At 71.1% G+C, this 25816-nt stretch carries 20 protein-coding genes; 6 read left to right on the top strand and 14 right to left on the bottom strand.

From position 1 onward, the window contains the following. The first annotated feature begins 257 nt into the window (after nt 1-257). On the top strand, nt 258-2717 hold the full coding sequence (locus ACE4Q9_RS08425; RefSeq protein WP_397983615.1) for a DNA topoisomerase (ATP-hydrolyzing) subunit A: 2460 nt from the start codon (nt 258-260) through the stop codon (nt 2715-2717). On the opposite strand, the gene ACE4Q9_RS08430 is transcribed toward ACE4Q9_RS08425, so the two are convergent. Then, nucleotides 2714-3841, bottom strand: a complete 1128-nt coding sequence (locus tag ACE4Q9_RS08430) for a CobW family GTP-binding protein (RefSeq protein WP_397983616.1) — start codon at nt 3839-3841, stop codon at nt 2714-2716. The two genes, ACE4Q9_RS08425 and ACE4Q9_RS08430, sit on opposite strands and share 4 nt — an antisense overlap. A 316-nt stretch (nt 3842-4157) precedes the next feature. Next, nucleotides 4158-5321 (bottom strand): citrate synthase/methylcitrate synthase, encoded by a 1164-nt coding sequence (locus tag ACE4Q9_RS08435; protein ID WP_397983617.1) that lies wholly within the window; start codon nt 5319-5321, stop codon nt 4158-4160. Nucleotides 5322-5443: 122 nt separating this feature from the next. Here ACE4Q9_RS08435 and ACE4Q9_RS08440 point away from each other — a divergent pair, with 122 nt between their 5' ends. The 3 genes from ACE4Q9_RS08440 (at nt 5444) to ACE4Q9_RS08450 (ending at nt 9468) form a co-directional block, all read left to right on the top strand. Then, entirely contained in the window at nt 5444-6706 is a 1263-nt protein-coding gene (locus tag ACE4Q9_RS08440) for a citrate synthase (RefSeq protein WP_397983618.1), read from the top strand. Between the two features lie 119 nt (nt 6707-6825). Next, nucleotides 6826-7767: a sucrase ferredoxin gene (locus ACE4Q9_RS08445; protein WP_397983619.1), complete on the top strand. Its 942-nt coding sequence runs from the start codon at nt 6826-6828 to the stop codon at nt 7765-7767. Nucleotides 7768-7803: 36 nt separating this feature from the next. Next, nucleotides 7804-9468, top strand: a complete 1665-nt coding sequence (locus tag ACE4Q9_RS08450; RefSeq protein ID WP_397983620.1) for an ATP-binding protein — start codon at nt 7804-7806, stop codon at nt 9466-9468. A 21-nt stretch (nt 9469-9489) separates the two neighbouring features. On the opposite strand, the gene ACE4Q9_RS08455 is transcribed toward ACE4Q9_RS08450, so the two are convergent. The 3 genes from ACE4Q9_RS08455 to ACE4Q9_RS08465 form a co-directional block, all read right to left on the bottom strand. After that, nucleotides 9490-10542, bottom strand: a complete 1053-nt coding sequence (locus tag ACE4Q9_RS08455; RefSeq protein WP_397983621.1) for an ABC transporter substrate-binding protein — start codon at nt 10540-10542, stop codon at nt 9490-9492. 109 nt (nt 10543-10651) lie between these two features. Further along, nucleotides 10652-11515 carry an ABC transporter permease gene (locus tag ACE4Q9_RS08460; protein ID WP_397983622.1) on the bottom strand — a complete coding sequence of 288 codons (864 nt, stop codon included), beginning with the start codon at nt 11513-11515 and terminating at the stop codon, nt 10652-10654. Continuing rightward, nucleotides 11505-12320, bottom strand: a complete 816-nt coding sequence (locus tag ACE4Q9_RS08465; RefSeq protein WP_397983623.1) for an ABC transporter ATP-binding protein — start codon at nt 12318-12320, stop codon at nt 11505-11507. Before ACE4Q9_RS08465 ends, ACE4Q9_RS08460 begins: the two co-directional genes overlap by 11 nt. A gap of 157 nt (nt 12321-12477) precedes the next feature. Between ACE4Q9_RS08465 and ACE4Q9_RS08470 the strand changes: the two genes are divergently transcribed. Continuing rightward, nucleotides 12478-13170 carry a response regulator gene (locus tag ACE4Q9_RS08470; protein ID WP_397983624.1) on the top strand — a complete coding sequence of 231 codons (693 nt, stop codon included), beginning with the start codon at nt 12478-12480 and terminating at the stop codon, nt 13168-13170. 18 nt (nt 13171-13188) lie between these two features. On the opposite strand, the gene ACE4Q9_RS08475 is transcribed toward ACE4Q9_RS08470, so the two are convergent. The 6 genes from ACE4Q9_RS08475 to ACE4Q9_RS08500 all read right to left on the bottom strand — a co-directional run bounded on the left by ACE4Q9_RS08475 (nt 13189) and on the right by ACE4Q9_RS08500 (nt 21072). Further along, nucleotides 13189-14793, bottom strand: a complete 1605-nt coding sequence (locus ACE4Q9_RS08475; RefSeq protein ID WP_397983625.1) for a cation acetate symporter — start codon at nt 14791-14793, stop codon at nt 13189-13191. Beyond that, on the bottom strand, nt 14790-15338 hold the full coding sequence (locus ACE4Q9_RS08480) for a DUF485 domain-containing protein (protein ID WP_397983626.1): 549 nt from the start codon (nt 15336-15338) through the stop codon (nt 14790-14792). Before ACE4Q9_RS08480 ends, ACE4Q9_RS08475 begins: the two co-directional genes overlap by 4 nt. A 70-nt stretch (nt 15339-15408) precedes the next feature. Next, entirely contained in the window at nt 15409-16107 is a 699-nt protein-coding gene (locus ACE4Q9_RS08485) for a response regulator (protein WP_397983627.1), read from the bottom strand. Continuing rightward, nucleotides 16104-17255, bottom strand: a complete 1152-nt coding sequence (locus ACE4Q9_RS08490; RefSeq protein WP_397983628.1) for a sensor histidine kinase — start codon at nt 17253-17255, stop codon at nt 16104-16106. Before ACE4Q9_RS08490 ends, ACE4Q9_RS08485 begins: the two co-directional genes overlap by 4 nt. Continuing rightward, nucleotides 17252-17803, bottom strand: a complete 552-nt coding sequence (locus tag ACE4Q9_RS08495; protein ID WP_397983629.1) for a DUF1453 domain-containing protein — start codon at nt 17801-17803, stop codon at nt 17252-17254. The genes ACE4Q9_RS08490 and ACE4Q9_RS08495 overlap by 4 nt, the downstream gene beginning before the upstream one ends. A gap of 1145 nt (nt 17804-18948) precedes the next feature. Next, complete coding sequence (locus tag ACE4Q9_RS08500) at nt 18949-21072, bottom strand: type IIA DNA topoisomerase subunit B (protein WP_397983630.1); 2124 nt, start codon at nt 21070-21072, stop codon at nt 18949-18951. Between the two features lie 439 nt (nt 21073-21511). On the opposite strand from ACE4Q9_RS08500, the gene ACE4Q9_RS08505 reads away from it, so the two are divergent. Further along, nucleotides 21512-21745 (top strand): hypothetical protein, encoded by a 234-nt coding sequence (locus ACE4Q9_RS08505; RefSeq protein WP_397983631.1) that lies wholly within the window; start codon nt 21512-21514, stop codon nt 21743-21745. A gap of 109 nt (nt 21746-21854) precedes the next feature. Here ACE4Q9_RS08505 and ACE4Q9_RS08510 read toward each other — a convergent pair whose 3' ends face one another. The 3 genes from ACE4Q9_RS08510 to ACE4Q9_RS08520 all read right to left on the bottom strand — a co-directional run bounded on the left by ACE4Q9_RS08510 (nt 21855) and on the right by ACE4Q9_RS08520 (nt 25724). Beyond that, on the bottom strand, nt 21855-22751 hold the full coding sequence (locus ACE4Q9_RS08510) for a serine protease (RefSeq protein WP_397983632.1): 897 nt from the start codon (nt 22749-22751) through the stop codon (nt 21855-21857). A 142-nt stretch (nt 22752-22893) separates the two neighbouring features. Continuing rightward, nucleotides 22894-24429, bottom strand: coding sequence for an RNA polymerase sigma factor (locus tag ACE4Q9_RS08515; protein WP_397983633.1), 1536 nt, complete (start codon nt 24427-24429; stop codon nt 22894-22896). A gap of 407 nt (nt 24430-24836) precedes the next feature. Further along, the gene (locus tag ACE4Q9_RS08520) at nt 24837-25724 is read right to left on the bottom strand and encodes a FadR/GntR family transcriptional regulator (RefSeq protein WP_397983634.1); all 888 of its coding nucleotides are present in this window, start codon (nt 25722-25724) and stop codon (nt 24837-24839) included. Nucleotides 25725-25816: the final 92 nt, after the last annotated feature.

Consider the following 25816-nt stretch of genomic DNA (forward strand, 5'->3'; position numbering starts at 1 on the left):
TGTATGCAAAGCGTGCGGGGCCCCGGTGAAGTTCCCGCGGCACGTACGCCGACAGCGGATCGCGTAGCCTGCCTCGCACCCGGATCCGGTGATCGTCCGGGGCACCGGGCGAGCCGCGCGGACCGGGGCGCCGGTCCGGGTTGTCAGTGCCCCGGTCCACAATGGTCCGCGACAGATTTGTCAGACGCTTCAGCACGAGCGAGCCGAAGGGTGCGCGCCCCGAAGGCGAGCGATCAGATCAGGAGGAGCCGGCAGCGATGGCCCGCCGCAGCACGAAGACCCCGCCGCCCGACGATTCGTACGAGGAGAAGATCCTCGACATCGACGTCGTGGACGAGATGCGTGGCTCCTACCTCGAGTACGCCTACTCGGTCATCTACTCGCGCGCCCTGCCGGACGCCCGTGACGGCCTCAAGCCGGTGCACCGCCGGATCGTCTACCAGATGAACGAGATGGGCCTGCGCCCCGAACGCGGCTATGTGAAGTGCGCGCGCGTCGTCGGCGAGGTCATGGGCAAGCTGCACCCGCACGGCGACGCGTCGATCTACGACGCCCTGGTGCGCATGGCCCAGCCCTTCTCCATGCGGCTGCCGCTGGTCGACGGCCACGGCAACTTCGGCTCGCTGGGCAATGACGACCCGCCGGCCGCCATGCGGTACACCGAGTGCCGGATGGCCGAGGCCACGAGCCTGATGACCGAGTCGATCGACGAGGACACGGTCGACTTCGCGCCGAACTACGACGGCCAGGAGCAGGAGCCGGTGGCCCTGCCCGCCGCCTTCCCGAACCTGCTGGTCAACGGCTCCTCGGGGATCGCGGTCGGCATGGCGACCAACATGCCGCCGCACAACCTGCGCGAGGTCGTGGCCGCCGCCCGCCATCTGATCAGGAACCCGAACGCGGACCTGGACGCGCTGATGAAGCACGTCCCCGGCCCCGACCTGCCCACCGGCGGCCGGATCGTCGGCCTGGACGGCATCCGGGACGCGTACGCGACCGGCCGTGGCACCTTCAAGATGCGCGCGACGGTCTCGGTCGAGCCGGTGACCGCCCGCCGCAAGGGCCTGGTGGTCACCGAACTGCCGTTCGCGGTCGGCCCGGAGAAGGTCATCGCGAAGATCAAGGACCTGGTCAACGCGAAGAAGGTCCAGGGCATCGCCGACGTCAAGGACCTCACCGACCGCGAGCACGGGCTGCGCCTGGTCATCGAGATCAAGAACGGCTTCGTGCCCGAGGCCATCCTGGAGCAGCTCTACAAGCTGACGCCGATGGAGGAGTCCTTCGGCATCAACAACGTGGCTTTGGTGGACGGCCAGCCGCTCACCCTGGGCCTGAAGGAGCTGCTCGAGGTCTACCTCGACCACCGCTTCAACGTGGTGCGCAGGCGCAGCGAGTTCCGCCGCGCCAAGAAGAGCGACCGGCTGCACCTGGTCGAGGGTCTGCTGACCGCCCTGGTCGACATCGACGAGGTCATCCGGCTGATCAGGTCCAGCGACAACTCGGCGCAGGCCAAGGAGCGCCTGATGGGGCGCTTCTCGCTGAGCGAGGTACAGACGCAGTACATCCTCGACACGCCGCTGCGCCGGCTCACCAAGTACGACCGCATCGAGCTGGAGGCGGAGAAGGACAAGCTCACCGCGGAGATCGCGGAGCTGACCCGGATCCTGGACTCCGACCAGGAGCTGCGCAAGCTGGTCTCGGCCGAACTGGCCGCCGTGGCCAAGAAGTTCGGCACCGACCGGCGCACCGTCCTGCTGGAGTCCGGCGGCGCCCCGGCGGCCACCGTGCCGCTCCAGGTGGCCGACGACCCGTGCCGGGTGCTGCTGTCCTCCACGGGCCTGCTGGCGCGTACGGCGACCGCCGAGCCGTTCCCCGACCAGGCGGGCGGCAAGCGGGTCAAGCACGACGTGATCGTCTCGGCGGTGCCGGCGACGGCGCGCGGTGAGATCGGCGCGGTGACCTCGTCGGGCCGGCTGCTGCGGATCAACGTGGTCGACCTGCCGCAGCTGCCCGAGGCGACGGGCGCGCCGAACCTCTCCGGAGGCGCGCCGCTCGCGGAGTTCGTCTCCCTGGAGGACGACGAGACGGTGGTCTGCCTGACCACGCTGGACGAGTCCTCCCCCGGTCTCGCGCTCGGTACCGAGCAGGGCGTGGTCAAGCGCGTGGTGCCGGACTACCCGTCCAACAAGGGCGAGTTGGAGGTCATCACGCTCAAGGAGGGCGACCGGATCGTCGGCGCGGTGGAGCTGCGCACCGGCGAGGAGGACCTGGTCTTCATCACGGACGACGCGCAACTGCTGCGTTTCCAGTCCTCGATCGTCCGTCCGCAGGGCCGTCCGGCGGGCGGCATGGCGGGCATCAAGCTCGCCGAGGGCGCGAAGGTCATCTGCTTCACGGCCGTCGACCCGGCCGCCGACGCGGCGGTCTTCACGGTGGCCGGCTCGCGCGGCACCCTGGACGACTCGGTGCAGACGACGGCCAAGCTGACCCCGTTCGACCAGTACCCGCGCAAGGGCCGGGCGACCGGCGGCGTGCGCTGCCAGCGGTTCCTGAAGGGCGAGGACTGTCTGGCGCTGGCCTGGGCGGGCCCGGTGCCGGCGCGCGCCGCGCAGAAGAACGGCACCCCGGCCGAACTGCCGGACCCGGACCCGCGCCGGGACGGCTCGGGCACCTCGCTGCCGAAGACGGTGTCGGTGATCGCGGGGCCGGTCTTCTAGACCAGCCAGTCGCCGCGGGGCTCCGGGCCGGGTTCGTCCTCGGTGCCCTGCACATAGCGCAGGACGCCCCACATGCCGTGCTCGTCGGCGTGCGGGGCGTCGCTCTCGCAGCCCTTCAGCTCCTTGCCGAGCGCCTCGGTGTCGATGCCGGAACCGATCAGCACCAGCTGGGTGCGGCGGGGCTCGGCGGGGGCCCAGGGCTCGGGGTAGAAGCGCAGGAACCGGCCGACGGCGTGCATGGTGTACCGGTTGCGGGTGTCGTTGGGCCCGAGGGCGACGTGGCCCTTGATCCGGTACAGACCCTCGGGTCGGCTGTCCAGGAACCGCATCAGACGGCGCGGGTCCAGGGCGACGTCGGAGGTGAACGACAGGCTGTCGTAGCCGGTGTGCAGGTGTCCGGCGTGGCCGCCCGCGCCGAGGCCGTCCGCGTCGTGGGCGTCGTCGTGGTCGTGCAGGTCGTCGAAGGACAGCTGGCCGATGCGTTCCTCGCTCGGTCGGCAGTCGAAGAGGAACTCCGGGTCGACGCGCCCGTAGGTCGTCGGGACGACGGCGGCCCGGTCGGTCAGCGACCCCGCCAGGGCGAGCACCCGTTCGGGGTCCGCGGCCCGGTCCACCTTGTTGACGACCACCAGGTCGGCGAGGGCGAGGTGCCGGTCGATCTCGGGGTGCCGCGCGCGCGTGTCGTCGAACTCGGCGGCGTCCACGACCTCGACGAGGCCGCCGTAGACGATGCCGGGGTGCTCGCTGGCCAGCACCATCCGCACCAGCTCCTGGGGTTCGGCGAGTCCGCTGGCCTCGATGACGATCACGTCGACACCGGCCTCGGGCGCGGCGAGCTTGGCCAGGTAGACGTCGAGTTCACTGGCGTCCACGGCGCAGCACAGGCAGCCGTTGCCGAGGGAGACGGTGGAGTCGCCGAGGGCGCCCGCGACGGCCAGCGCGTCGATCTCTATGGCGCCGAAGTCATTGACGATCGCCCCGATCCTGCTGCCCGCGCTGCGGTGCAGCAGGTGGTTGAGGAGCGTGGTCTTCCCCGACCCGAGGAATCCGGCGAGGACGACGACCGGGATCTGCGGCTGAGGACGACGGCTGCCGTCCGTGCTGTGCACCAAGCTGTTCCCCAAGGGGCGACCTTTCTCCTGCGAACGGGCTGAGGACCAGGATAAAAGGGCCGTGGGAGGCGGAAGGGCGCCGAGAGCGGGGGCAGCGGGGACACGGGCCGCGGAGGGCGGCTGAAGGGTCCCGGGAGCCGGCGGGGCGCTGGGGACCCATTGCCGGGGGTCGGGAGCCCGCCGCGGGGCGGCGGGGTTCCGCTGCCGCTGCCGGAGCATGGGGGCCTGCCGCCGGAGCGCAGAGGATCCCGCCGCCGGGGCGGACAGCCGCGAAGCAGGGCAGATCACGCGGCGGAAGGACCCGGCGTCCGGCCGGCGGGGCGGCCCGTCAGGCGGCGGGTATCGCGGCCGCCGGTTCGGGGCCCACATAGCGCGCCGCCGGGCGGATGATCTTCGGGTCGGCCGCCTGTTCCAGGATGTTGGCGCTCCAGCCCACCACGCGGGCCGCCGCGAAGGTGGGGGTGAACATCTCCCGCGGCAGACCGCACAGTTCCATGACCACACCGGCGTAGAACTCGACATTGGTGTGGAGTTCGCGGCCCGGTTTCAGCTCGGCGAGGACGGCCTCGACCCGGCGTTCGACCTCCACCGCGAACTCCACCCGCGGGCCGCCGAAACCGAGGGCGATCTCCCGGAGCATCCGGGAACGCGGGTCCTCCGTGCGGTAGACGGCGTGTCCGAAGCCCATGATCCGCTCGCCGGCCAGTACCCGGCCCCGTATCCAGGTGTCGACGCGCTCCGGCGTGCCGATCGCGTCCAGGGTGTCCAGGGCTCGGCTGGGCGCGCCTCCGTGCAGCGGACCGGACAGCGCGCCCACGGCACCGGTGAGACAGGCCGCCGTGTCGGCGCCGGTGGAGGCGATGACGCGAGCCGTGAAGGTTGACGCATTGAACCCATGGTCAATGGTGGAGATCAAGTATTGCTCGATCGCACGGGCCCGGCGCGGATCCGGTACCGAACCGGTCAACATGTACAGGTAGTTGGCCGCGTAGGGCAGATCCTCACGCGGCTCCACGGGATCCAGTCCCTGCCCCAGTCGGTACAGGGCGGTGAGCAGCGTGGGTACGGCGGCGCAGGCGGCGAGGGCGTCGGCGCGGCGCCCGGCGGCGTCCAGGTCGTACAGCGGCCGGAACCCGCGCGCCGCGCCCAGCAGGGACAGCGCGGTGCGCAGGCCGGCCAGCGGGCCGGAGGCGTGGCTGGCGGCGGCGATCGCGGGCAGGCTCGCGCGGACCCCCTCGGGCAGCCGCCGCAGCGCCGCGGTCTCGGCGGCGAAGGTGGCGCCGCGCCCGGCGTCGGGGAGCGTGCCGTGCACGAGCAGGTGCCAGACGTCCTCGAAACGGCGGGTGCGCGCGAGGTCGACCGCGGAGTACTGCCGGTAGTGGTAGAAGCCCTCCCGCCCCCGGACGTCGCCGATCTCGGTCTCGGTGACGACGACACCGGCGAGACCGCGCGGGACGTCGACGAGGGGTGTGGCGGTCCTGTTGATGGCCATGACTGTCCTCCTTTAGCTTGATCCGACTGTCCACTATTGACGAATCAGCTGTCAATATTGATTGAATCAACTCAAGTAGCGACGGGTCATCAAGATGTGCAGAGACCGCTACCGTGGCCCCCATGCGCGATCACGAACCCGCCCCCAACCGACCGGGGCGAAGGCTGACCACCAAGGAAACCGCCGAACTGCTCGGTGTGAAGCCCGAGACGGTGTACGCGTACGTCAGCCGGGGCCTGCTGAGCAGCAAGCGGGAGCCCGGTGGCCGCGCCAGCACCTTCGAGGCGCGCGAGGTGGAGGAACTGGCCCGGCGCAACCGCCGTGAGAGCGCCGGGATTCCGGGCTCCGGCGGCGATCTCTCGGTGCGCACCCGGATCACGCTGATCGAGGCGGACCGTTACTACTACCGGGGCGTGGACGCCACCGAACTGGCCGCCCGCCACCCCTACGAGGAGGTCGCGGAGTGGCTGTGGACCGGCCGGCTCGTGTCCGGTACGGCCTTCGCCGCGCCGGAGGCGACCGTGCGCGCCGCCGGCTGGGCCGTGGAGTCGCTGCCCGAGCACACCTCCCCCATCGACCGGCTGCGGGTCGCGACGATCGCCGCGGCGGCCGAGGACCCGCTGCGCTTCGACCTGTCCGCGGAGGCCGTCCTGAACACGGCGCGCGTGCTCATCCCCACGCTCGTCGACGCGCTGCCGCCCATCGCGAGCGACCCCGGCCGCGACGCGTCGCTGGCCCACCGCCTGTGGTCGCGGCTGACCGCCCGCCCGGCGGACGAGGACGCCGTGCGCGTGCTGGATGTCGCGCTGGCCCTGCTCGCCGACCACGACCTGGCCGCCTCCACGCTCGCGGTCCGGGTCGCCGCGTCCGCGCGGGCGCACGCCTACGCGGCCGTCTCGGCGGGTCTCGGCGTCCTGGAGGGCCCGCTGCACGGTGCCAGCAGCGGGCTGGCCCACCGGCTCCTGCTGGACGTGCTCGAACTGGGCAACGCGGCCCCGGTGATCGCCGGGGAACTGCGCGCGGGGCGCCGCATCCCCGGACTCGGCCACCGCCTCTACACCGGCGAGGACCCCCGTGCGCAGGTCCTGTTCGGCCTGCTGGAGCGGCTCCCGCGCGCGGAGCCGGCCCTACTCGCCGCCCGCGACATCGTCACCACGACCGCCCGGCACACCCCGCTGCACGCTAATGTCGACCTGGCGCTCGCGGTATTCACCTCCTCCTTCGGCATGCCGGCCACCGCCGGCGAGACGATCTTCGCCGTCGCCCGCACGGCGGGCTGGATCGCGCACGCCCTGGAGGAGTACGGCGAGCGCCCGCTGCGCATGCGCCCCGTCGGCCACTACATCGGCCCGCGCCCGCCGCAGCCCTTCCCCGAGGCCGACTGAGACACCGCGCGTCGTCTCCCTGAGCCACGCCCCCTCCGGGAGGCCGCCGCCCTTCCATGAGCACGACACGGGCCCCGGCCGGAAGTCGCCCTCGCCGGAGTCAGGTTAGGCTCACCTCTGTGAGTAGGTGCGCGTCCGTCTCCCTCAGCCTCGACGAGCCCGTTTCGGCGACGGCGGCCACGGCGAGCACGTGGCTGCTCCTGGAGCAGCCCGGCCCGTGGGGTGCCAAGGCGCTCACTTCGAGCCATCTGGACCCGGCGGTCGGCCGCGCGCTGGAGCGGGCCACCGAGGGCACCGGCGTGCGCGTGGCCCTCATCCGGCGCCCCGGCCGCCACGCGGACCCCGGCACCCCCGAGATCCGCCAGGTCTACGCCGCCCACACCGTGCCGGGGCGGACCTGGCTGCGCTCGGCCGCCACGCGCGATCCCCGGCACCTCCTCGACCTGGACCTCGCGGCCCTCGGCGCGGGCGATCACCGTTCCTTCGACGCGGTGCTCGGCGGGCGTCCGCACACCGGCGACCCGCTCGCGCTCGTGTGCACCAACGGCAAGCGCGACCGCTGCTGCGCCCTGCTGGGCCGCCCGCTCGCCACCGAGCTCGCCGCGTCGGGGGAAGAGGGCGTCTGGGAGGTCACCCATCTGGGTGGACATCGCTTCGCGCCGACGGTACTCGTACTGCCGTACGGCTACGCCTACGGCCGTGCCGAGGCACACACCCTCAAGAAGGCCCTGGACGACGTCCGGGAGGGCCGGGTGGCCGTCGCGGGGTGCCGCGGCTGCTCCGCCTTCGAACGCCCAGGTCAGGCGGCCGAACTGGCAGTGCGTGAGGTGGTCGGCGAATACCGGGCGGGAGTGCTGGGCGTCGTGCGGACCGACGGCGCGGCGCCGCGCTGGGCGGTCACCGTCGCCCATGCCGACGGCCGCCGCTGGCGGGTCACCGTGACACGCGGCGTGTCGCTGCCGCCGCGCCCGGAAAGCTGCGGCGCGTCGGTGCTCGGCACGCCGGCGCGGATGACCGTCGTCGCGGTGCGCGAGCTGCGGCCGACGGCGCTGGCGAGCTGAACCGCGCGGCGGGCGCACCCCGTACTGTCGTCCCCCATGAGCCCCACTTTCTCCGCACGCCGTCTGCGCCTCGGGATGCCACGGCGGGTGTTCTCGCAGGTGCTGCTCATGCAGGTGACGATCGCCGCGGGCGTCGCGGTGCTCGTGACCGGCCTGTTCCTGGCGCCGCTGAGCAAACAGCTGGACCACGAGGCGATGCGCCGCGCGCTGGCCATCGCCGAGACCACGGCCCAGGACCCGCAGATCGCCCAGGGGCTGCTCACCACACCGCCGACCGAGGACGGCCCGGTGCAGCGGGAGGCCGAGCGGATCCGGCGGGCCACGCACGCCGAGTACATCGTGGTCCTGGACCGGCACTGGGTGCGCTGGTCGCACCCGACCACCTCGCAGATCGGCCGCAAGGTCTCCACGAGCCCTTCCGAGGCCCTGAAGGGCAAGGAGGTCATGGAGATCGACCGGGGCACCCTGGGACGCTCCGCGCGCGGCAAGGTGCCGCTGTACGACGGCCGCCACCGCCTGATCGGGGCGGTTTCCGTCGGCATCGCCTACGACAGCGTGCGCGCCCGGCTGATCGGCGTCATCCCGGGACTGCTGGCCTACGCCGGGGGCGCCCTCGCGGTGGGCGCGCTGGCGGCCTGGCTGATCGCCCGCCGGGTGCACCGGCAGACCCGTGACCTGGCCTTCTCCGATATCTCGGCGCTGCTCGCGGAGCGCGAGGCGATGCTGCACGGCATCCGTGAGGGCGTCGTCGCCCTGGACCAGGGCGGCCGGATCCGGCTGCTCAACGACGAGGCGCGGCGGCTGCTGGGCATCGGCGACGAGGCCGTGGGCCGCACCCCCGACGAGGCGCTCGGCGAGGGCCGTACCACCGATGTGCTCGCCGGGCGGGTGACCGGCACCGATCTGCTGACGGTGCGCGGGCCGCGGGTGCTGGTCGCCAACCGCATGCCCACCGACGACGGCGGAGCGGTCGCCACCCTGCGCGACCGCACCGAACTGGAGCAACTGGGGCGCGAACTCGACTCCACGCGCGGGCTGATCGACGCCCTGCGCGCCCAGGACCACGAGCACGCCAACCGGATGCACACCCTGCTCGGGCTGCTGGAACTGGAGATGTACGACGACGCGGTGGAGTTCGTCGGGGAGGTGGTCGGGGATCACCGGGTCACCGCCGAACAGGTCACCGAGAAGGTCCAGGACCCGCTGCTGGCCGCCCTGCTGGTCGGCAAGGCGACCGTGGCGGCCGAGCGCGGGGTCGCGCTGTGGGTGTCGGAACGCAGCAGGCTTCCGGACCGGCTGGTCGATTCGCGGGGCCTGGTCACGGTCGTCGGCAACCTGGTGGACAACGCGCTGGACGCGGTCGCGGGCACCCCGCACGCGCGCGTGGAGGTCGAGTTGCGCGTCGAGGGCCGTACGGTCGTGCTCAGGGTGCGGGACACCGGGCCCGGAGTGCCGCTGGACCAGCGGGAGTTGGTCTTCACCGAGGGGTGGTCCACCAAGCAGGTACCGGCGCACGGCAAGCGGGGCCTCGGGCTGTCACTGGTGCGCCGGCTCGCCGAACGCCAGGGCGGCAGCGCGACCGTGGACACCGCGGGCGGGGGCGGTGCCGAGTTCACGGTGGTGCTGCCGGAGGCGCTGCGGGAGCCGGAGCTGGAGCCCGGACCCGGACGGGAGCCCGAGCCCACGGCACGCACCAGTTGACGACGTTGACTGTCCGCCGTACTACTTGACCGCCTTGGCGAACTCGGTCGTGTACGTCTTGCTCAGGTCGACGTTCGCGTTCTTGATGTTGGGGTTGAACGCCTTGAGCACCTTCTCCACGGTCTCCGGGCCGTTCTCCGGCATCACGCCGTCGTCGGTGAACATGGGCAGGGTGGCCTTGATGGACTGGGTGTAGAGCGCCTTGTCGCCCTGGGAGTAGTCGGCGGGCATCTTGGCGGCTATCTCGTCGGCGCTGTGGGTGGACATCCACTTGAGCGTCTTGACGAATGCGTTGACCAACTTTTGGACGGTGTCCTTGTGTCCGTTCACCCAGTCCGTCTGCATGTACAGACTTGACGACGGGTACGGCCCGCCCAGCGCCTGCTGCGAACCCTCGGGGGTGCGCATGTCGAGCAGGATCTTCCCGGCCTTCTTGTCGAGGATCGTCGCCACGGTCGGGTCGGTGGTCATACCGCCGTCGATCGAGCCCCTCTGGAGTGCCGCGATGAAGGTCGGTCCCGCGCCCACTGCGACCGGTGTGAACTCGCTGACGTCCACGCCGTTCTTGACCGCCAGGTACTTGGTGAGGAAGTCGGTGGAGGAGCCGAGCCCGGTCACGCCCAGTTTGCGGCCCTTGAAGTCCTTGGGCGACGCGATGTCGCCCGCGGCCTTGTTGGAGACGACCTCCACCTCGCCCGGCGCGCGTGAGAACTGCACGACCGACTCGACCGACTTGCCCTTCACCTGGAGGTCGAGGGTGTGGTCGTAGAAGCCGACCGCGCCCTGTACCTGGCCGGCGACGAGCGCGGTCTCGGCCTGGACCCCGGCGGGCTCGGACATGAGCTGGACGTTCAGGCCCTCGTCCTGGAAATAGCCCAGACGCTGGGTGAGCATGGCGGGCATGTAGATGACCTTGTCGAGGCCACCGACCATGATCTTGACGCTCTCGCCCTTGCCGCCGCCCCCGCCGGAGCCGGCCGCGGAACCGGCCGTGTCGTTGGCACAGGCGGTGAGCGAGGACAGGGCGAGCAGGCCGGCGGCGGCCAGGGAGGCGTGTCTGGCGGTCTTGCGCATGGCGGTTCACGTCCTTGTGAGAGGGCGGTGCGGGTGAGGTGTGGGGGCTTGGCCCTGCGACGCCCGGTGGTGGCGCGAGCGGGGCCGTCCGGCTGCCGGAACCGGCGGGTCAGCCGTCCGAACCGGCGGGCTTCCAGCGGAAGATGCGCCGCTCGGCGAAGGTCAGCAGGCCTTCGGCGGCGAGGGCGACGACGGCGAGGATGACCATCGCGGCGTACACACCGGCCGCGTTGAAGGTGTTCTGCGACTGCGCGACGAGCAGGCCGATGCCCTTGGTCGCGCCGATGTACTCGCCGACGATCGCGCCGATCAGCGCGAAGCCGAAGCTGACATGGAGGCTGGTGAAGATCCAGGAGGTGGCCGAGGGGATGACGACCTGGAGGGTGACCCTGCGGTCGCTCGCACCCAGGATGCGGGCGTTGGCCACCAGATTGCGGTCCACCTCACGGGCACCCTGGAAGGCGTTGAAGAACACCGGGAAGAAGACCAGCACCACGGCGGAGGCGACCTTGGAGGACGGGCCGAGTCCGAACCAGATCAGGAAGATGGGGGCGAGGACGATCCGGGGTATCGAGTTGAGCACCTTGATGTATGGACCAAGCACCTCGGCGAGCAGGCCGATCCGGCCCAGCGCGATGCCGAGCAGGACACCGGCGACCACGCCCACGAGCCAGCCGAGCAGTGCCTCGTAGAGGGTGTACCAGACCTGCTCGCCCAGGGAGCCGAGCGCGGTGCCGTGCATGACCCAGGTGGATATCTGGTCCCAGATCTTGGAAGGCATCGAGAAGTTGAACGGATCGATGACCTTCGCCCGCGACAGCGCCTCCCACAGACCGAGCACGGCGACCAGGAGCACCACCCGCGCGGAGTTGACCAGGAGCTTGCGGCGGCGGGCGGCTTGGGCCCGGCTCTGCGCGCGGTCGGTCATCTTGGCGGTGCCGGCGACCGGGGTGTCGAGAACCTCAGGCGACATGGGCGGCGCCCCTCTCGCGGGTGATGCGGATCTCTTCGCCGAGCGACTCCCAGATCTCCCGGTAGATCTCGATGAAGTGCGGTTCGAGGCGCACCGACTCGACCTTGCGCGGGCGCGGCAGATCGATCTCGAAGACCTGCTTGACGGTCGCGGGCCCCGCCGTCATCACGACGACCTTGTCGGCCAGCGCGATGGACTCTTCCAGGTCGTGGGTGACGAAGACGACCGAGGCGCCGGTGCCCTCCCACAGCTCCAGCAGTTCGTCCGACATCAACGCACGGGTCTGCACGTCGAGCGCCGAGAAGGGCTCGTCCATCAGCAGGATCTCGGGGTCGTTGACAAAGGTGGCGGCGAGGGCGACGCGCTTGCGCTGGCCACCGGAGAGCTGGTGCGGGTAGCGGTCCTCGAAGGCGGCGAGCCCGACCCGGGCCAGCCACTCGCGGGCCTTCTGCCGGGCCTCCGCCTTGGGGACGCCCCGGAAGCGGGGGCCCGCCATGACGTTCGACAGGACGGTGCGCCAGGGGAAGGTGGCGTCCTGCTGGAAGACGAAGCCGACCTTGTCGCCGACGCCGCGGACCGGCTCCCCGGCGACCGTCACCTCGCCCTCCGTGGGCTCCTCCAGCCCGCTGACCAGGGTCAGCGTGGTGGACTTGCCGCAGCCGGTCGGCCCCACGACGGCCACGAACTCACCGCGTCCCACGGTGAGATCCAGGCCGCGCACGGCCGTGTGCAGTCCCCCGGAGGGGGTTCTGAAGGTCTTGCTCGCGCCCCGCAACTCGATGGCGGGGCCGGTGTGTGCGCTCATGGCCGGGACGGTAGGTCGGCCCGGCCACGAGCAGCAGTCTTGTGTGCACAAGGCGTTCTTTTGCTCGCAAGAAGCTGTTGTGCTCGTTTTGCTCGCGCTACAACTGCGGAGCCGCACAGGCGGGCCGGACGCCCGCCGGCCTTGAAGGAGAGGCCTGATGATTGACGTCCTGGTGGTCGACGACGACTTCCGCGTCGCTGAGATAAACGCCAAATACGTGGGAAAGGTTCCGGGCTTCCGGGTGGCCGCCCGCGCGCACAACGCCGCCCAGGCGCTGGCCGCCGTGGAGCGCGGCGCCATCGATCTGGTGCTGCTCGACCACTATCTGCCCGACCGTACCGGCCTGGAACTCGTCCACCGTATGCGGGAACAGGGCCATGGCGCGGACGTCATCATGATCACGGCGGCCGGCGATGTCGCCACCGTCCAGCAGGCGATGCGCCTGGGCGCCCTGCACTACCTGGTGAAGCCGTTCACCTTCGCCGCGCTCCGCACCCGTCTCGACTCCTATGCCGCGCTGCGCCGCACGGTCGACCGGATGGGCGGCCGGGGCGTGGCGGGCCAGGAACAGGTGGACCGGATCTTCGGGGCGCTGCGCACGGCCCCGGCTCCGTCCGCGCCCGGCCTGCCGAGCGGTCACACCGCGCCCACGACGGACCTGATATGCGACGTCCTGTACGACGCCGACCATCCGCTCTCCGCCCACGAGGTCGCCGCCCGCACCGGCCTGAGCCGCTCCACGGCTCAGCGCTACCTCCGCCACCTGGAACAGGCCGGCCGCCTGCGCCTCTCCCTGAAGTACGGCGACACCGGACGCCCGGAGCACCGGTACGCGTGGGTGGCGCCGTGACGGTGCCGGCCTGGCCCGCTAGACGGCGCCGGCCCCGGTGAGGGAGCGCACCTCCGTCTCGGCGAACTTGGCCTCGTCCGGGATCTCGTCCGAGGTGACCGTGCCCAGCCAGCCGGCGAGGAAGCCCAGCGGGATGGAGACGACGCCCGGATTCTGCAACGGGAAGTACTGGAAGTCGACGCCGGGGAACAGCGAGCCGGGGCAGCCGGACACCACCGGGGACAGCAGCACGAGCCCGAGCGCCGGGACCAGGCCGCCGTACACGGCCCACACCGCGCCACGGGTGGTGAAGCCGGACCAGAACAGCGAGTACATCAGCACCGGCAGATTGGCCGACGCGGCGACCGCGAAGGCGAGTCCGACCAGGTAGGCGACATTGAGGTCGCGGGCCAGCAGCCCGAGCGCGATCGCCACGACACCGATCCCGACGGCGGCGAACCGCGCCACGGTCACCTCACGGTGTGCCCCGCCCTTCCGCCCGTGGTGCGTGCGGCGGAGGGAGGCGTACAGATCGTGGGCCACGGAGGCGGAGGAGGCGAGCGTGATGCCGGCGACCACCGCGAGGATCGTGGCGAAGGCGACGGCGGCGACCACCGCGAAGAGAACCGTTCCGCCAGTGGAGCCCGCGCCGCCGCCCAGGTCAAGGGCGAGCAGCGGCATCGCCGTGTTCCCGGCCGCGTTCGAGGCCCGCAGGGCACCCGGCCCCACGACCGCCGCCGCCCCGAACCCGAGGACGATCGTCAGCAGGTAGAACCCGCCGATCAGGCCGATCGACCACACCGCGGAACGGCGGGCGGCGCGCGCGGTCGGCACCGTGTAGAAGCGGGACAGGATGTGCGGCAGCCCCGCGGTGCCCAGCACCAGCGCGAGCCCCAGGCTGATGAAGTCGAGGCGGGCGGTCCAGCTCCCGCCGTACTTCAGGCCGGGCGCCAGGAAGGCAATCCCGTGACCGCTGCGCTGCGCGGCCGTGACCAGCAACCGGTCGATGTCGCCATGGAACCGCAGCAGAAGGAGCACGGTCAGGGCGAGCGTCCCGCCGAGCACCAGCACCGCCTTCACGATCTGGATCCAGGTGGTGGCCCGCATCCCGCCCAGCGACACATAGATCACCATGAGCGCGCCGACCCCGATGACCGTCCACGCCCGAGCCGGTCCGCTCGTGCGCCCCAGCAGCAGCGCCACCAGGCTGCCCGCGCCGACCATCTGCGCCACCAGGTAGAGCACGGACACCACGACCGACGACATCCCCGCCGCGATCCGCACCGGGCGCTCGTTCATCCGCGCGGCCACCACGTCGGCCAGGGTGAACCGGCCGCAGTTGCGCACCAGTTCGGCGACCAGGAACAGCACCACCAGCCACGCCACGAGAAATCCCACCACATACAGCAGCCCGTCGTAGCCGTACAGCGCGATGAGCCCCGTGACACCCAGGAAGGAGGCCGCCGAGATGTAGTCGCCCGTGATGGCAAAACCATTCTCCATCGGGGAGAACAGCCGGCCGCCCGTGTAGAACTCCTCCGCCGAACCGTGCCTCCGCCGGCTCACCCACGTGGTGATCCCGAGGGTGACCGCGACGAACCCGCTGAACAGCAGCAGCGCCAGCGTCTGATGGCCTCCGGTCACCGCGCACCTCCCCGTGTCTCGCGGGTCAACTCCTGGGTGTCCCAGCGCAGTTCCAGCGCGGCCCTGTCCCGCCGCAGCCGCGCGTGCCGGGCGTAGGCCCAGGTGAGCAGGAACGTGGTGAGGAACTGCCCCAGCCCCGCGAGCATCGCCACGTTCACCGCGCCCACCACAGGGCGTGCCATCAGCCCCGGTGCGGTGGTCGCCGCAACGACATACGCCACGTACCAGCTCAGGAAGACCGCGACCCCCGGCACTACGAACCGCCGGTATCTGCCGCGCACTTCACAGAAGGCCGCGCTGCGCTGCACCTCGACGTACACATCGCGGACGGGATCCGCCGCCGTGTCCCGTTCCCCGCGGGCGGCGGGCACGGCCGGCGCGGACAACCCTGCACCGTACGGCTCGTCCCAGCCCAGGGCTGCCGGGTCGTGCCAGGGGTCCTGGTACCGCCTGTCGCGGGTGGGTGCGCCGTGGTCCCTCCGGTGCTCGGCCGAACGCTCGGGACCGTCCCCTGCTCCGCGGGCACGATCATCGCTTGACTGCATGCCCAAGGATGGACAGACCGGGAAGTTCCTCGACTCTTCTTCTCCGGGACCTTCACCCCATCAGGTGACCTCACCCCGCGGGCGGTCGCACCAGCCCCTTGGCGTAGGCGTAACGCACCGCCTGCGCCCGATCCTTGAGGCCCGTCTTCGCGAACAGGTTGTTGATATGCGTCTTCACCGTCGCGGTCGAGACATGCAGTCTGCGGGCGATGTCCTGGTTGCTGAGACCCTCGGCGATCAGCACCAGGACCTCGGTCTCCCGCACGGTCAGCCCGTCCGGAGGGACCGGAGCCGCAGGCACGACCGCGGCCGGCTGGGGCTCGGCCTGCGACAGCCGCTCCAGCAGACGGCGCTGCACGCTCGGCGACAGCCCCGCTTCCCCCGACAGCACGCTCTCCACGGCCCGGACGATCTCCTCGCCGCCCGCGTCCTTGGTCAGATACCCCCGCGCACCGGCCCGCAGCGCGGGGAACAGGGACTCGTCGTCGGCGTACGTGGTGAGCACCACCACCTGGGTTCCGGGGTACTGCTCCCGGATCCGCCGGGTGGCCTCCACCCCGTCGCAGCGGGGCATCCTGAGGTCCATCAGGACGACGTCCGGGGCGAGTTCCCCGACCAGCCGCACCGCCTCCTCGCCGTCCCCCGCGGCACCGACGACCTCGACCCCCGGCAGCAGTCCGAGCAACATCACGATGCCTTCCCGGACGACGGTCTGATCGTCGGCGACCACCACCCGCGCCGGCTTTTTCTCCTCCTCGGGCTCGGTCATACGGGCACCTTCAGCGTCACCACGAACCCCTCCTCGTCCGGCCCCGCGTCCAGCGAGCCGCCGAGCAGTTCGGCGCGCTCGCGCATACCGAGCAGACCGTACCCGCCGCCGGAGGAGGTGAGGTCGCCGGGCCGTCCGCCCGAGTCGCGTACGTTCAGCGTCACCTGGTGGTCGCTGTAGTCGAGACGCAGGTCCACCTTGGCGCCCTGGGCGTGTTTGCGGACGTTCGTCAGCGCCTCCTGGGCGACCCGGCGCACGGCCTGGGACGCCTCGGCCGGCAGGGGCCTGGGCTCACCCGTGACGGTGACCGCCGCGCCCTCGGCCCCGCTGACGAGTTCGCCGAGGAAGTCCTCCAGGGGTGTCAGTTCGCCCCGCAGCGCGGACAGCGCCTGTCTGGTCTCGGCGAGACCGTCGCGGGCCATGCCGCGGGCGGCCACCACCCGCTCCAGGATCCGCTCGCGGTCGGCGCCCTGCTCGATCAGCAGTCGGGCCGCCTCCAGGTGGACAAGCTGTGCGGAGAGGCTGTGGGCCAGCACGTCGTGGATCTCACGGGCGATCCTGGCCCGCTCGGCGAATGCCGCGGACTCGGCCTCGGCGACTCTCGCGGCCCGCTCCTGGTCGAGCAGCCGCTGCGCGTTGCCGCGCGCTTCGGCGTCCAGCCGCAGGACGTAGCCGGCGAGGGCCATGCCCGTCACCGAGGCGGCGGTGGTCAGCCAGACGTCGTTGTTGAACGCGGAGTACGCGGCGAGGCCCGCCGAGGTGACCGGCGTCGCGGCAGCGAGTGGGAGGCGCTCCAGGGCGGTGATCCCGCAGCCGCACCACAGGACGAGGGCCAGTGCCCTGAATCCGGTGGCCTCGGCGGCGACCGCGATGCCCATGAGCGTGGCCAGCAGGAGAAGGGAGGGAAGCAGCCGGTGCTGATAGGTGGTGCGGAAGAAGGCCCAGGCGAGGAATCCGGCGGCGACGACGCCGGCGAGGGCGGCGACCGCGGTCCAGGCGCCTACATGCTTCTGGTTGTACGCGCCCCACAGCAGCAGGCCGATCACCAGAGCCCTGACCGCCCAGGCGAGCAGGCGGCGGGGGCGGGTGCTTCCGGCGCGGCCGAGCGCTTCTTTGGAGGGCCACCGCGTCCAGGCGTTCCCGGTCACACGCGCTCCCTTCCCGCGGGCCTGCCGTCACCGTACGCCGCGGCGGGGCGGCTCGTGGTGCCGAGGGGCTGGGTGGTCAGAAGCGTACGACTGGCGAGGTTGCTCGCCCGCCAGGTCAGGATCCCGGCGCGGACCAGCAGGGAGGCCGCGAAGCCAAGGAGCAGGGCGGAGCTGGGCTGGTGCAGGCCGAGGGCGGCGCCGATGGCGTAGACGCCGATGCGCAGGGCGATGCCGGCGATCCAGACGGCGGCGCTCGCCTTGGTGCCCTTGCTCCACACCGCGCCGTCCGGCTCCGTCCAGACGTGGGTGGTCCAGGCCCAGCCCGCGCCCATGGCGAGGCCGATGAGGAGTTCCACGGCGAGCAGTGCGGCGGACTCGACACGGTGCTGGGCGTCGAGGATGCCGGGCTCGCGCAGCGCTATGACGCCGAGGATCAGCGGCAGCAGCCACCAGCGGCGGTCCGTGTCGATCGGGCGTGCGCGGAACTGTCGCACCAGCACGAGCGCGACGACGGCCACGACCACCAGCGCGTTGGTGAGCCCCACCATCAGATCCTCCGTGAGTGAGAAGTCGGTTGCCGGGAGCGGCGCTGCCCGACGCTTCGAAGTTACGGAAATTCGCAGGTCGGGAGATCGGAGCCGGGGTGGATCACAGGTGGAGTTCTTCGAGGGAGCGCCTCCACCCAGGGGTGGAGATGAGGCCGGCAGGGTCCGGTCGGGGTGCCTGTGGATGCAGGTGAGGGTGCGGGCTTGGGGTTGATCGGCTGCGGGGGCGCGAGGGCTCGGCGGATCTTGGCGGGGCGAGGGGGGCGAGCCTCGGAGCGGGCGGCAGTCGGAAGGAGTGGCGGTCGGAAGGAGCCGCGGTCGGACAATGCTTGGGCGGGTCCGCCCGACTGCCCAGCTGGCTGGCTGCTGGCTGCTGGCTGCTGGCTGCTGGCTGCTGGCTGCTGGCTGCTGGCTGCTGGCTGCTGGCTGCTGGCTGGGGCAGGTTGAGGGGCGAGGGGGCTTGGGGTGACGGGTGGGCCGGACTGGGGGGGGTGGGGTGGGTGAGAGGCTGGCGGGGACAGCGTGGGCCCGCATCGGCGGACAGGCTGTGTGGGGGCGCGATGCGGGCCTCGTCCAAGGCCGCCGTACCGCAAGGTGAACAACGAGGGTGGCAGACCGGGGCCAGCCTATGCAGGCCCGCGCAGTGAGGTGGACCGGCTCGGGAACTGACGCCTGGGCCGGTCCCTGCACCGGGCCACGCGGAGACGTCCGAGCTCACCGCAGCCCACGCTCGCCCGAGCGCAGCCCCGTGCGAGCCACACCCCATCAGCGCGCCCGATTCGATGCGCGTCGCCTCGTCAGCGCGCCCTCACCCGATCCGGGACGGGGCATGCCGCTCCGGTCCATGGGGTGTTCCCCGCGGGGATCGTGGCGTTGAGGGGCGCCTTGACCGCCACGACGCCCTCTGGACCCTGCCACGACCGCCCCGCCACACGCCCGTCCACGGCCACCCCGCCACACAGCCGTACGGCGGTCCTCCGCCAAACCGCCCCCAGCCAGAGCAATCCCGCCCCAGCGAGATCACTCACCGCGACCAGACCTCCGCAGCGGCCCGCAGCCAGGCCACCCCCCGCAGCCAGAACCCCGCAGCGGCCCGCCCCAGCCAGGTCACGCACTGCGACCCGCCCCGGCCCGGCCCGCCGCAGGTGTCACGCGTCGATACGCGACCGGTCCAGCGTCGCCGCCGAGCTGGAGATGAACTCCTTGCGGGGAGCCACGTCGTTGCCCATCAGAAGGTCGAAGACCTGTTCGGCGGCTTCGAGGTCGGAGAGGTTGATGCGGCGCAGGGTGCGGTGGCGGGGGTCCATGGTGGTCTCGGCCAGCTGGTCGGCGTCCATCTCGCCGAGGCCCTTGTAGCGCTGGATGGAGTCCTTGTAGCGGATGCCCTTGGTCTGAAACTCCATGAGCTTGTCCCGCAGCTCGCGGTCCGAGTACGTGTAGACGTACTTGTCCTGGCCCTTCTTCGGCTGGACGATCTCGATGCGGTGCAGCGGCGGCACCGCGGCGAAGACACGGCCGGCCTCGACCATGGGCCGCATGTAGCGCTGGAACAGCGTGAGCAGCAGGCACCGGATGTGGGAGCCGTCCACATCGGCGTCGGTCATCATGATGATCTTGCCGTAGCGGGCCTGGTCGATGTCGAAGGTACGGCCCGAGCCCGCTCCTATGACCTGGATGATCGCACCGCACTCGGCGTTCTTGAGCATGTCGGTCACGGACGAACGCTGCACGTTGAGGATCTTGCCGCGGATCGGCAGCAGCGCCTGGAACTCGGAGTTGCGCGCGAGCTTGGCAGTGCCGAGCGCGGAGTCGCCCTCGACGATGAACAGCTCGCTGCGGTCGACGTCGTCGCTGCGGCAGTCGGCGAGCTTGGCCGGCAGGGACGAGGACTCCAGGGCGGTCTTCCGCCGCTGGGCGTCCTTGTGCTGGCGGGCCGCGACACGCGTCCTGGCGGCGGCGACCACCTTCTCCATGACGACGCGGGCCTGGGCGGCGGCGTCCCGCTTGGTGGCGGTCAGGAACGCCTTCAGCTCCCTGGTGACCACCTGGTTCACGATGCGGCGGGCTGCCGAGGTGCCGAGCACTTCCTTCGTCTGGCCCTCGAACTGCGGCTCGGCCAGGCGCACCGTGACGACCGCGGTGAGGCCTTCCAGGGCATCGTCCTTGACGATGTTGTCCTCGGCCACGCGCAGCATCTTCTTGGCGCGCAGCACGTCGTTCATCGTCTGGGTGAGGGCCTGCTCGAAGCCGGAGACGTGGGTGCCGCCCTTGGGGGTGGCGATGATGTTGACGAAGGACCTGAGGGTCGTGTCGTAACCCGTGCCCCAGCGCAGCGCGATGTCGACGCCCAGCTCGCGGGCGACCTCGGTCGGGGTCATCTGGCCGTGCTCGTCCAGGACGGGGACGGTCTCCTTGAAGGTGCCCTTGCCGGAGAAGCGGAGCACGTCGCACACCGGCTTGTCGCTCGCCAGGTACTCGCAGAACTCGCTGATGCCGCCGTCGAAGCGGAAGGACTCCTCGCCCTTGCTGCCGCCCTCGCCCAGGCCGTACTCGTCGCGGACGACGATGGTCAGGCCGGGCACCAGGAAGGCGGTCTGCCGGGCGCGCTGGTGCAGCGTGTCGAGGTTGAGCTTGGCGTCCTTGAGGAAGATCTGCCGGTCCGCCCAGTAGCGCACGCGCGTGCCGGTGCGGGTCTTGGGGATCTTCTTGGCCTTGCGCAGGCCGCTCTTGGCCTCGAACTTCGCGTCCGCGCCGGCGCCCGAGAAGGCGCCCGGCACGCCGCGCCTGAAGCTGATGGCGTGGGTGTTGCCGTTGCGGTCCACCTCGACGTCGAGGCGGGCGGAGAGGGCGTTGACCACGGAGGCGCCGACGCCGTGCAGACCGCCGGAGGCGGCGTACGAACCGCCGCCGAACTTGCCGCCCGCGTGGAGCTTGGTCATGACGACCTCGACGCCGGACAGGCCGGTCTTGGGCTCCACGTCCACCGGGATACCGCGGCCGTTGTCGCGGACCTCCACGGACGCGTCGTCGTGGAGGATCACCTCGATGTGGTCGCAGTAGCCGCCGAGGGCTTCGTCCACCGAGTTGTCGATGATCTCCCACAGGCAGTGCATCAGACCGCGGCTGTCGGTCGAGCCGATGTACATGCCGGGGCGCTTGCGCACGGCCTCGAGGCCCTCGAGGACGAGCAGGTGCCGCGCGGTGTAGTTGGAACCGTCGCGGTCTGCTCCTGCCAGCAGCGCTGTGGACGGCACGGACGTATCGGCGGTCACGCGGTTCGCTCCTCGCTGAATTTCAGGTTGCCCCCTTCTGGGTAAGGGGGAGGCTTCGGTTGCCCGTCAGAGGGTACCGAGGCCTGGTAGAGCCGGTGTAACGCCACCCTCGTCGGTTCCACAGACTAGTCCAGACTCGCATGCACGTTCGATCCTTCGATGGGGTGAAGCGCATATCACGTTCCCTTGGAGGCATGAACCATTTAGGCTCCGGGCACGTCCTCATGAACAACCGGCAACCCGGCCGGGAGGATCGAGATACTAGACAGCGCGAACCCGTAAGCACCCCAACACGCACTACGGCACATTCGCCGCCAACCGGCAGCAGACAGCCGCCCCGGAAAGATTTTTTCGAGGAAAAGCCACGAGCGGGAACGTTTTCGGGCTGGTTGGATGTTGACCCTGGTACGACAGCTCGTCGAGCTAGAGAAGAGGCGACGTGACTACTGTTCTGACCCCCGCGAGCCCGCTGACGGCCGCTGATCGCTGCGACCGCTGCGGCGCCCAGGCATACCTGCGCGTCGTCTTGCTCAGCGGCGGAGAGCTGCTCTTCTGCGCCCACCACGGGCGCAAGTTCGAGCCGGAACTCAAGAAGATCGCCGCTGAGATACAGGACGAGACGGAGCGGCTGACGACTGCCCCGAGCAGCACCGCCCCCGAAGAGGAACGCTGAATCTCGCACGTACGACGAGCCAGCACCGGCGCAGGCCGATGAACGGGCGGTCGCTCCGCGAAGGAGCGGCCGCCCGTGCTCATACCCTCATGACGCCCGCGAAGGCCCCTCAGGCCCCCCTGCGGGCCCTCCCGCGGGCTTCCGCGGGCGCTTTTCCGTCCCCGCCGTCGCGGCCTGTCCCCAGGGCACGTACGACCTCGGAGACGCGCGTGTAGACGCCGGGGCTCCCGGCCCGTCCGCAGCCACTGCCCCAGGACACCAGCCCGATCAGCCGCCCGCCTGCCACCAGCGGGCCACCGCTGTCCCCCTGACAGGCGTCCGGACCACCGGCGGCCTCTCCCGCGCAGAGCATGCTCTCGGCCCGGTAGACGCCGTCCGGGCCGCCCGGATAGGCACGGGCGCAGCGGTCGTCGACGAGCACATGCACATCGGCCGCGTGCAGCCGGTGCGCGTAGGCGCCGCCGCCCGTCAGGTCGCCCCAGCCGGAGACCAGGGCCTTGGTGCCCGGCGCGTAGGCCGGGTCGCCGGGGCCCGCCATGCCGATGACCGCGCCCTGCGGCAGCGGCTCGGCGAGCGTGACGACGGCGAAGTCGCCGGAGTTCGTCGCGCTGTCGAAGCCGGGGTTGACCCGGACGGACCGTACGGCGATCTCCTGGCCCTCGTCGGACAGCAGGTCGGTGCGGCCCGCGATGACCTTGAGGTCGCGCACGCGGTCGGGGGGTGCCCCGAGTACGTCGGCGTTCATGCAGTGGGCGGCCGTGAGCACCGTGGTGCGGGCGATCGCCACGCCGCCGCAGAACTGGCCCGCACGGGTGCCTCCGAACCGGTCACGGCTGGACAGCGCCACTGTCCACGGGGCCTGCGAGACATCGATGGGGAATCCCCCCACGACCACGCTCCGGACCGCCGTGGGCGACGCCGGGAACGCGCTCACCAGGGGTATGGCGGTCACGGTGGCCGCGAGGATGAGCGACCGGATCAGTGCGCGGCCAAGGGAACGACGCATGCCGACTCCTCACTCAGGGTGTGAACTGGGAAACCCAGAGTGATCCACATGGTCTGCGCGCGCAGCACGAAGGCCCGGCTCCCGCGAGGGGACCGGGCCTTCGGCGTCGTACGACCGGCCCGCGAGCGGCCGGAGCGGCGGACTAGTCGAGGTAGTCGCGCAGCACCTGGGAGCGCGACGGGTGGCGCAGCTTCGACATGGTCTTGGACTCGATCTGGCGGATGCGCTCACGCGTCACGCCGTAGACCTTGCCGATCTCGTCCAGGGTCTTCGGCTGGCCGTCGGTGAGGCCGAAGCGCATGGAGACGACGCCGGCCTCGCGCTCGGAGAGAGTGTCCAGGACCGAGTGCAGCTGCTCCTGGAGGAGGGTGAAGCTGACGGCGTCCGCAGGGACGACGGCCTCGGAGTCCTCGATGAGGTCACCGAACTCGCTGTCGCCGTCCTCGCCCAGGGGGGTGTGCAGGGAGATGGGCTCGCGGCCGTACTTCTGGACCTCGATGACCTTTTCCGGGGTCATGTCGAGTTCCTTGGCCAGCTCCTCCGGGGTGGGCTCGCGGCCCAGGTCCTGGAGCATCTGGCGCTGCACGCGGGCGAGCTTGTTGATGACCTCGACCATGTGCACCGGGATACGGATGGTGCGGGCCTGGTCGGCCATGGCGCGGGTGATCGCCTGACGGATCCACCAGGTGGCGTACGTGGAGAACTTGTAGCCCTTGGTGTAGTCGAACTTCTCGACGGCACGGATCAGACCGAGGTTGCCCTCCTGGATGAGGTCCAGGAAGAGCATGCCGCGGCCGGTGTAGCGCTTGGCCAGGGAGACCACCAGACGGAGGTTGGCCTCCAGCAGGTGGTTCTTGGCGCGGCGGCCGTCCTCGGCGATGATCTCCAGCTCGCGCTTGAGCTTCGGGGCGAGCTTGTCGGCGTTGGCGAGCTTGTCCTCCGCGAACAGACCGGCCTCGATGCGCTTGGCGAGCTCGACCTCCTGCTCGGCGTTGAGCAGGGGGACCTTGCCGATCTGCTTCAGGTAGTCCTTGACCGGGTCGGCGGTGGCGCCGGCCGCGGCGACCTGCTGGGCGGGCGCGTCGTCCTCGTCCTCGTCGGACAGGACGAAGCCCGCGTTCTCGGCGCCCTCGGGCTCGTCGCCGACCTTGGTGTCCTCGAGGACCTCGTCCTCGAGAATCTCGGCGTCGTCCTTCTTGCCCGTGGTCTTCTTGGCCGCCGTCTTCTTGGCGGTGGTCTTCTTGGCAACCGTCTTCTTGGCGGTCGTCTTCTTGGCCGCCGCCTTCTTGGCGGGCGATGCCTCTTCGGCGGGATCGGCCGGGGTGGCGGACGCCGCGGGGGCGGCCGTGGTGGCGGTGGCCTTCCTGGTGGTCACCGTCTTCGCCGCGACCGTCTTGGTGGCGGTGCGCTTGGCCGGGCTTTTCGCTGCGACGCTCTTTCGGGTGCGCTTGGGCTCTGCTGCACTGACCATCAGCGTCACACCCTCTTCCTCAAGAATCTGGTTGAGGCTGCGCAGTACGTTCTTCCACTGAGTGGCCGGAATCTGGTCAGCTTCGAAGGCCCGACGCACATCGTCGCCGGCGATCTGCCCCTCAGCCTTTCCCCGCTCAATGAGCGCCATGACAGAGACGGACTCGGCGATCTCCGGCGGGAGCGTACGGGATGTGCTGGCCGACACGAACAACCTCTCGGAACGTTGGAAAACGGCTTCCGGCACCGTCCACTGCGGACGGGAACCGACCACCGGCCTGGGGATGGGCCGACGGCGCGGGCGCGGGCCGGGAAGATGCACAGCGCCATGTCTGGCGTCCGTATTCCCTTCGCGGCTGTCACCTCTTAGGTCATCGCGCTGTTCCCATGAGTGTTACGCCCATTCTGCGTGGCCCGAGTCACACCCCGTAAGCGAACAAAGAAGGTCAGATGCGGCCAAAAGATGTCGCCCGGCGCACCACCGGACCCCGCCGGACTCCTGAGGGTCCGGCGGGGTCCGGCGGTGGCGGGTACGACGACAGGCACCTGGGCCCGAAGCGCCATGGGAACCACGAGGGCGCCGCACACCGGCGGACCGCGCCGCCCTTGAGCGGGTCAGTGCTCGCGCGGGGCGGGAACCACCCGTTCCACCTCGGGGTGGGCGGTGAGCAGCTGGCGCATGGCTGCCTCCGCGGCGCCGCCGTCGCCGGTGCCGATGGCGTCGACGATGCGCGCGTGCTGGGCGAGGGACGCGTCGTTCGGCCGGTCGCAGGCCGTGACCGGGCCGCCGGAGACCTGGAGGGCGGCGCCGACGATGCCGGAGAGGTGCTCCAGCATGCGGTTGCCCGCGATCTGGATGAGCAGCGCGTGGAACTCGGTGTCGGCGCGCGAGTACGTGAGCGCGTCGCCCTGTGCCATGGCGTGGCTCATGATCTCGACCATGTCGGACAGGCGCTGCTGCACCTCCTCGCGGCCGTGTCCGGCGGCGAGACGGGCGGCGAGCGGCTCGATGGACCAGCGCAGCTCGCTGAGCTCGCGGCGCTGGTCGTCGCGCTGGGGGCCGAAGGCCCGCCACTCGATGATGTCCGGGTCGAGGAGGTTCCAGTCGCTGACCGGGCGCACGCGCGTGCCGACGTTCGGCCGGGCGCTGACCAGGCCCTTGGCCTCCAGGACGCGGAGGGATTCACGGACGACGGTGCGGGAGACCTCGAAGCGCTGGCCGATCTCCTCGGGCACCAGCGGGCGGTCCGCGCCCAGGTCGCCGGAGACGATCATCTGGCCCAGCTGCTGGACGAGTTGGCCGTGCAGCCCGCGGCCGCGGCTGCCCGCCGGCCGCCGGCTGACCCGGCCCAGCTCGGATTCGCCTCCGTCCCAGGCGGGCGCTCCGACGCGGTCGCCCACCGGGGCTTCGCCGTAGGAGTAGCGGTCGAGTTCGCCCGGACCGACGAGACCTGAGTCGGTGGAACGGGCGGCGGTCATCATGGTGTGCGCAAGGGTACTCACGGATCCTTTGTCGGCGTCGTCTCCAACTCCCTTGAGGTCTTTGGTGAAAAGCACACGAAAGGGTGATCGCTCACCCCGTCGCAATTGACGCC

This window comes from Streptomyces sp. AM6-12, assembly GCF_044327085.1.
Taxonomy (GTDB): domain Bacteria; phylum Actinomycetota; class Actinomycetes; order Streptomycetales; family Streptomycetaceae; genus Streptomyces.

Excerpts from the sequence above, each read along its gene's own strand:
- ACE4Q9_RS08425 (WP_397983615.1), top strand. The coding sequence starts at position 258 with ATGGCCCGCCGCAGCACGAAGACCCCGCCGCCCGACGATTCGTACGAG.
- ACE4Q9_RS08435 (WP_397983617.1), bottom strand. The coding sequence starts at position 5,321 with ATGGCCATCAACAGGACCGCCACACCCCTCGTCGACGTCCCGCGCGGT.
- ACE4Q9_RS08440 (WP_397983618.1), top strand. The coding sequence starts at position 5,444 with ATGCGCGATCACGAACCCGCCCCCAACCGACCGGGGCGAAGGCTGACC.
- ACE4Q9_RS08450 (WP_397983620.1), top strand. The coding sequence starts at position 7,804 with ATGAGCCCCACTTTCTCCGCACGCCGTCTGCGCCTCGGGATGCCACGG.
- ACE4Q9_RS08455 (WP_397983621.1), bottom strand. The coding sequence starts at position 10,542 with ATGCGCAAGACCGCCAGACACGCCTCCCTGGCCGCCGCCGGCCTGCTC.
- ACE4Q9_RS08460 (WP_397983622.1), bottom strand. The coding sequence starts at position 11,515 with ATGTCGCCTGAGGTTCTCGACACCCCGGTCGCCGGCACCGCCAAGATG.
- ACE4Q9_RS08465 (WP_397983623.1), bottom strand. The coding sequence starts at position 12,320 with ATGAGCGCACACACCGGCCCCGCCATCGAGTTGCGGGGCGCGAGCAAG.
- ACE4Q9_RS08470 (WP_397983624.1), top strand. The coding sequence starts at position 12,478 with ATGATTGACGTCCTGGTGGTCGACGACGACTTCCGCGTCGCTGAGATA.
- ACE4Q9_RS08480 (WP_397983626.1), bottom strand. The coding sequence starts at position 15,338 with ATGCAGTCAAGCGATGATCGTGCCCGCGGAGCAGGGGACGGTCCCGAG.
- ACE4Q9_RS08485 (WP_397983627.1), bottom strand. The coding sequence starts at position 16,107 with ATGACCGAGCCCGAGGAGGAGAAAAAGCCGGCGCGGGTGGTGGTCGCC.
- ACE4Q9_RS08495 (WP_397983629.1), bottom strand. The coding sequence starts at position 17,803 with ATGGTGGGGCTCACCAACGCGCTGGTGGTCGTGGCCGTCGTCGCGCTC.
- ACE4Q9_RS08510 (WP_397983632.1), bottom strand. The coding sequence starts at position 22,751 with ATGCGTCGTTCCCTTGGCCGCGCACTGATCCGGTCGCTCATCCTCGCG.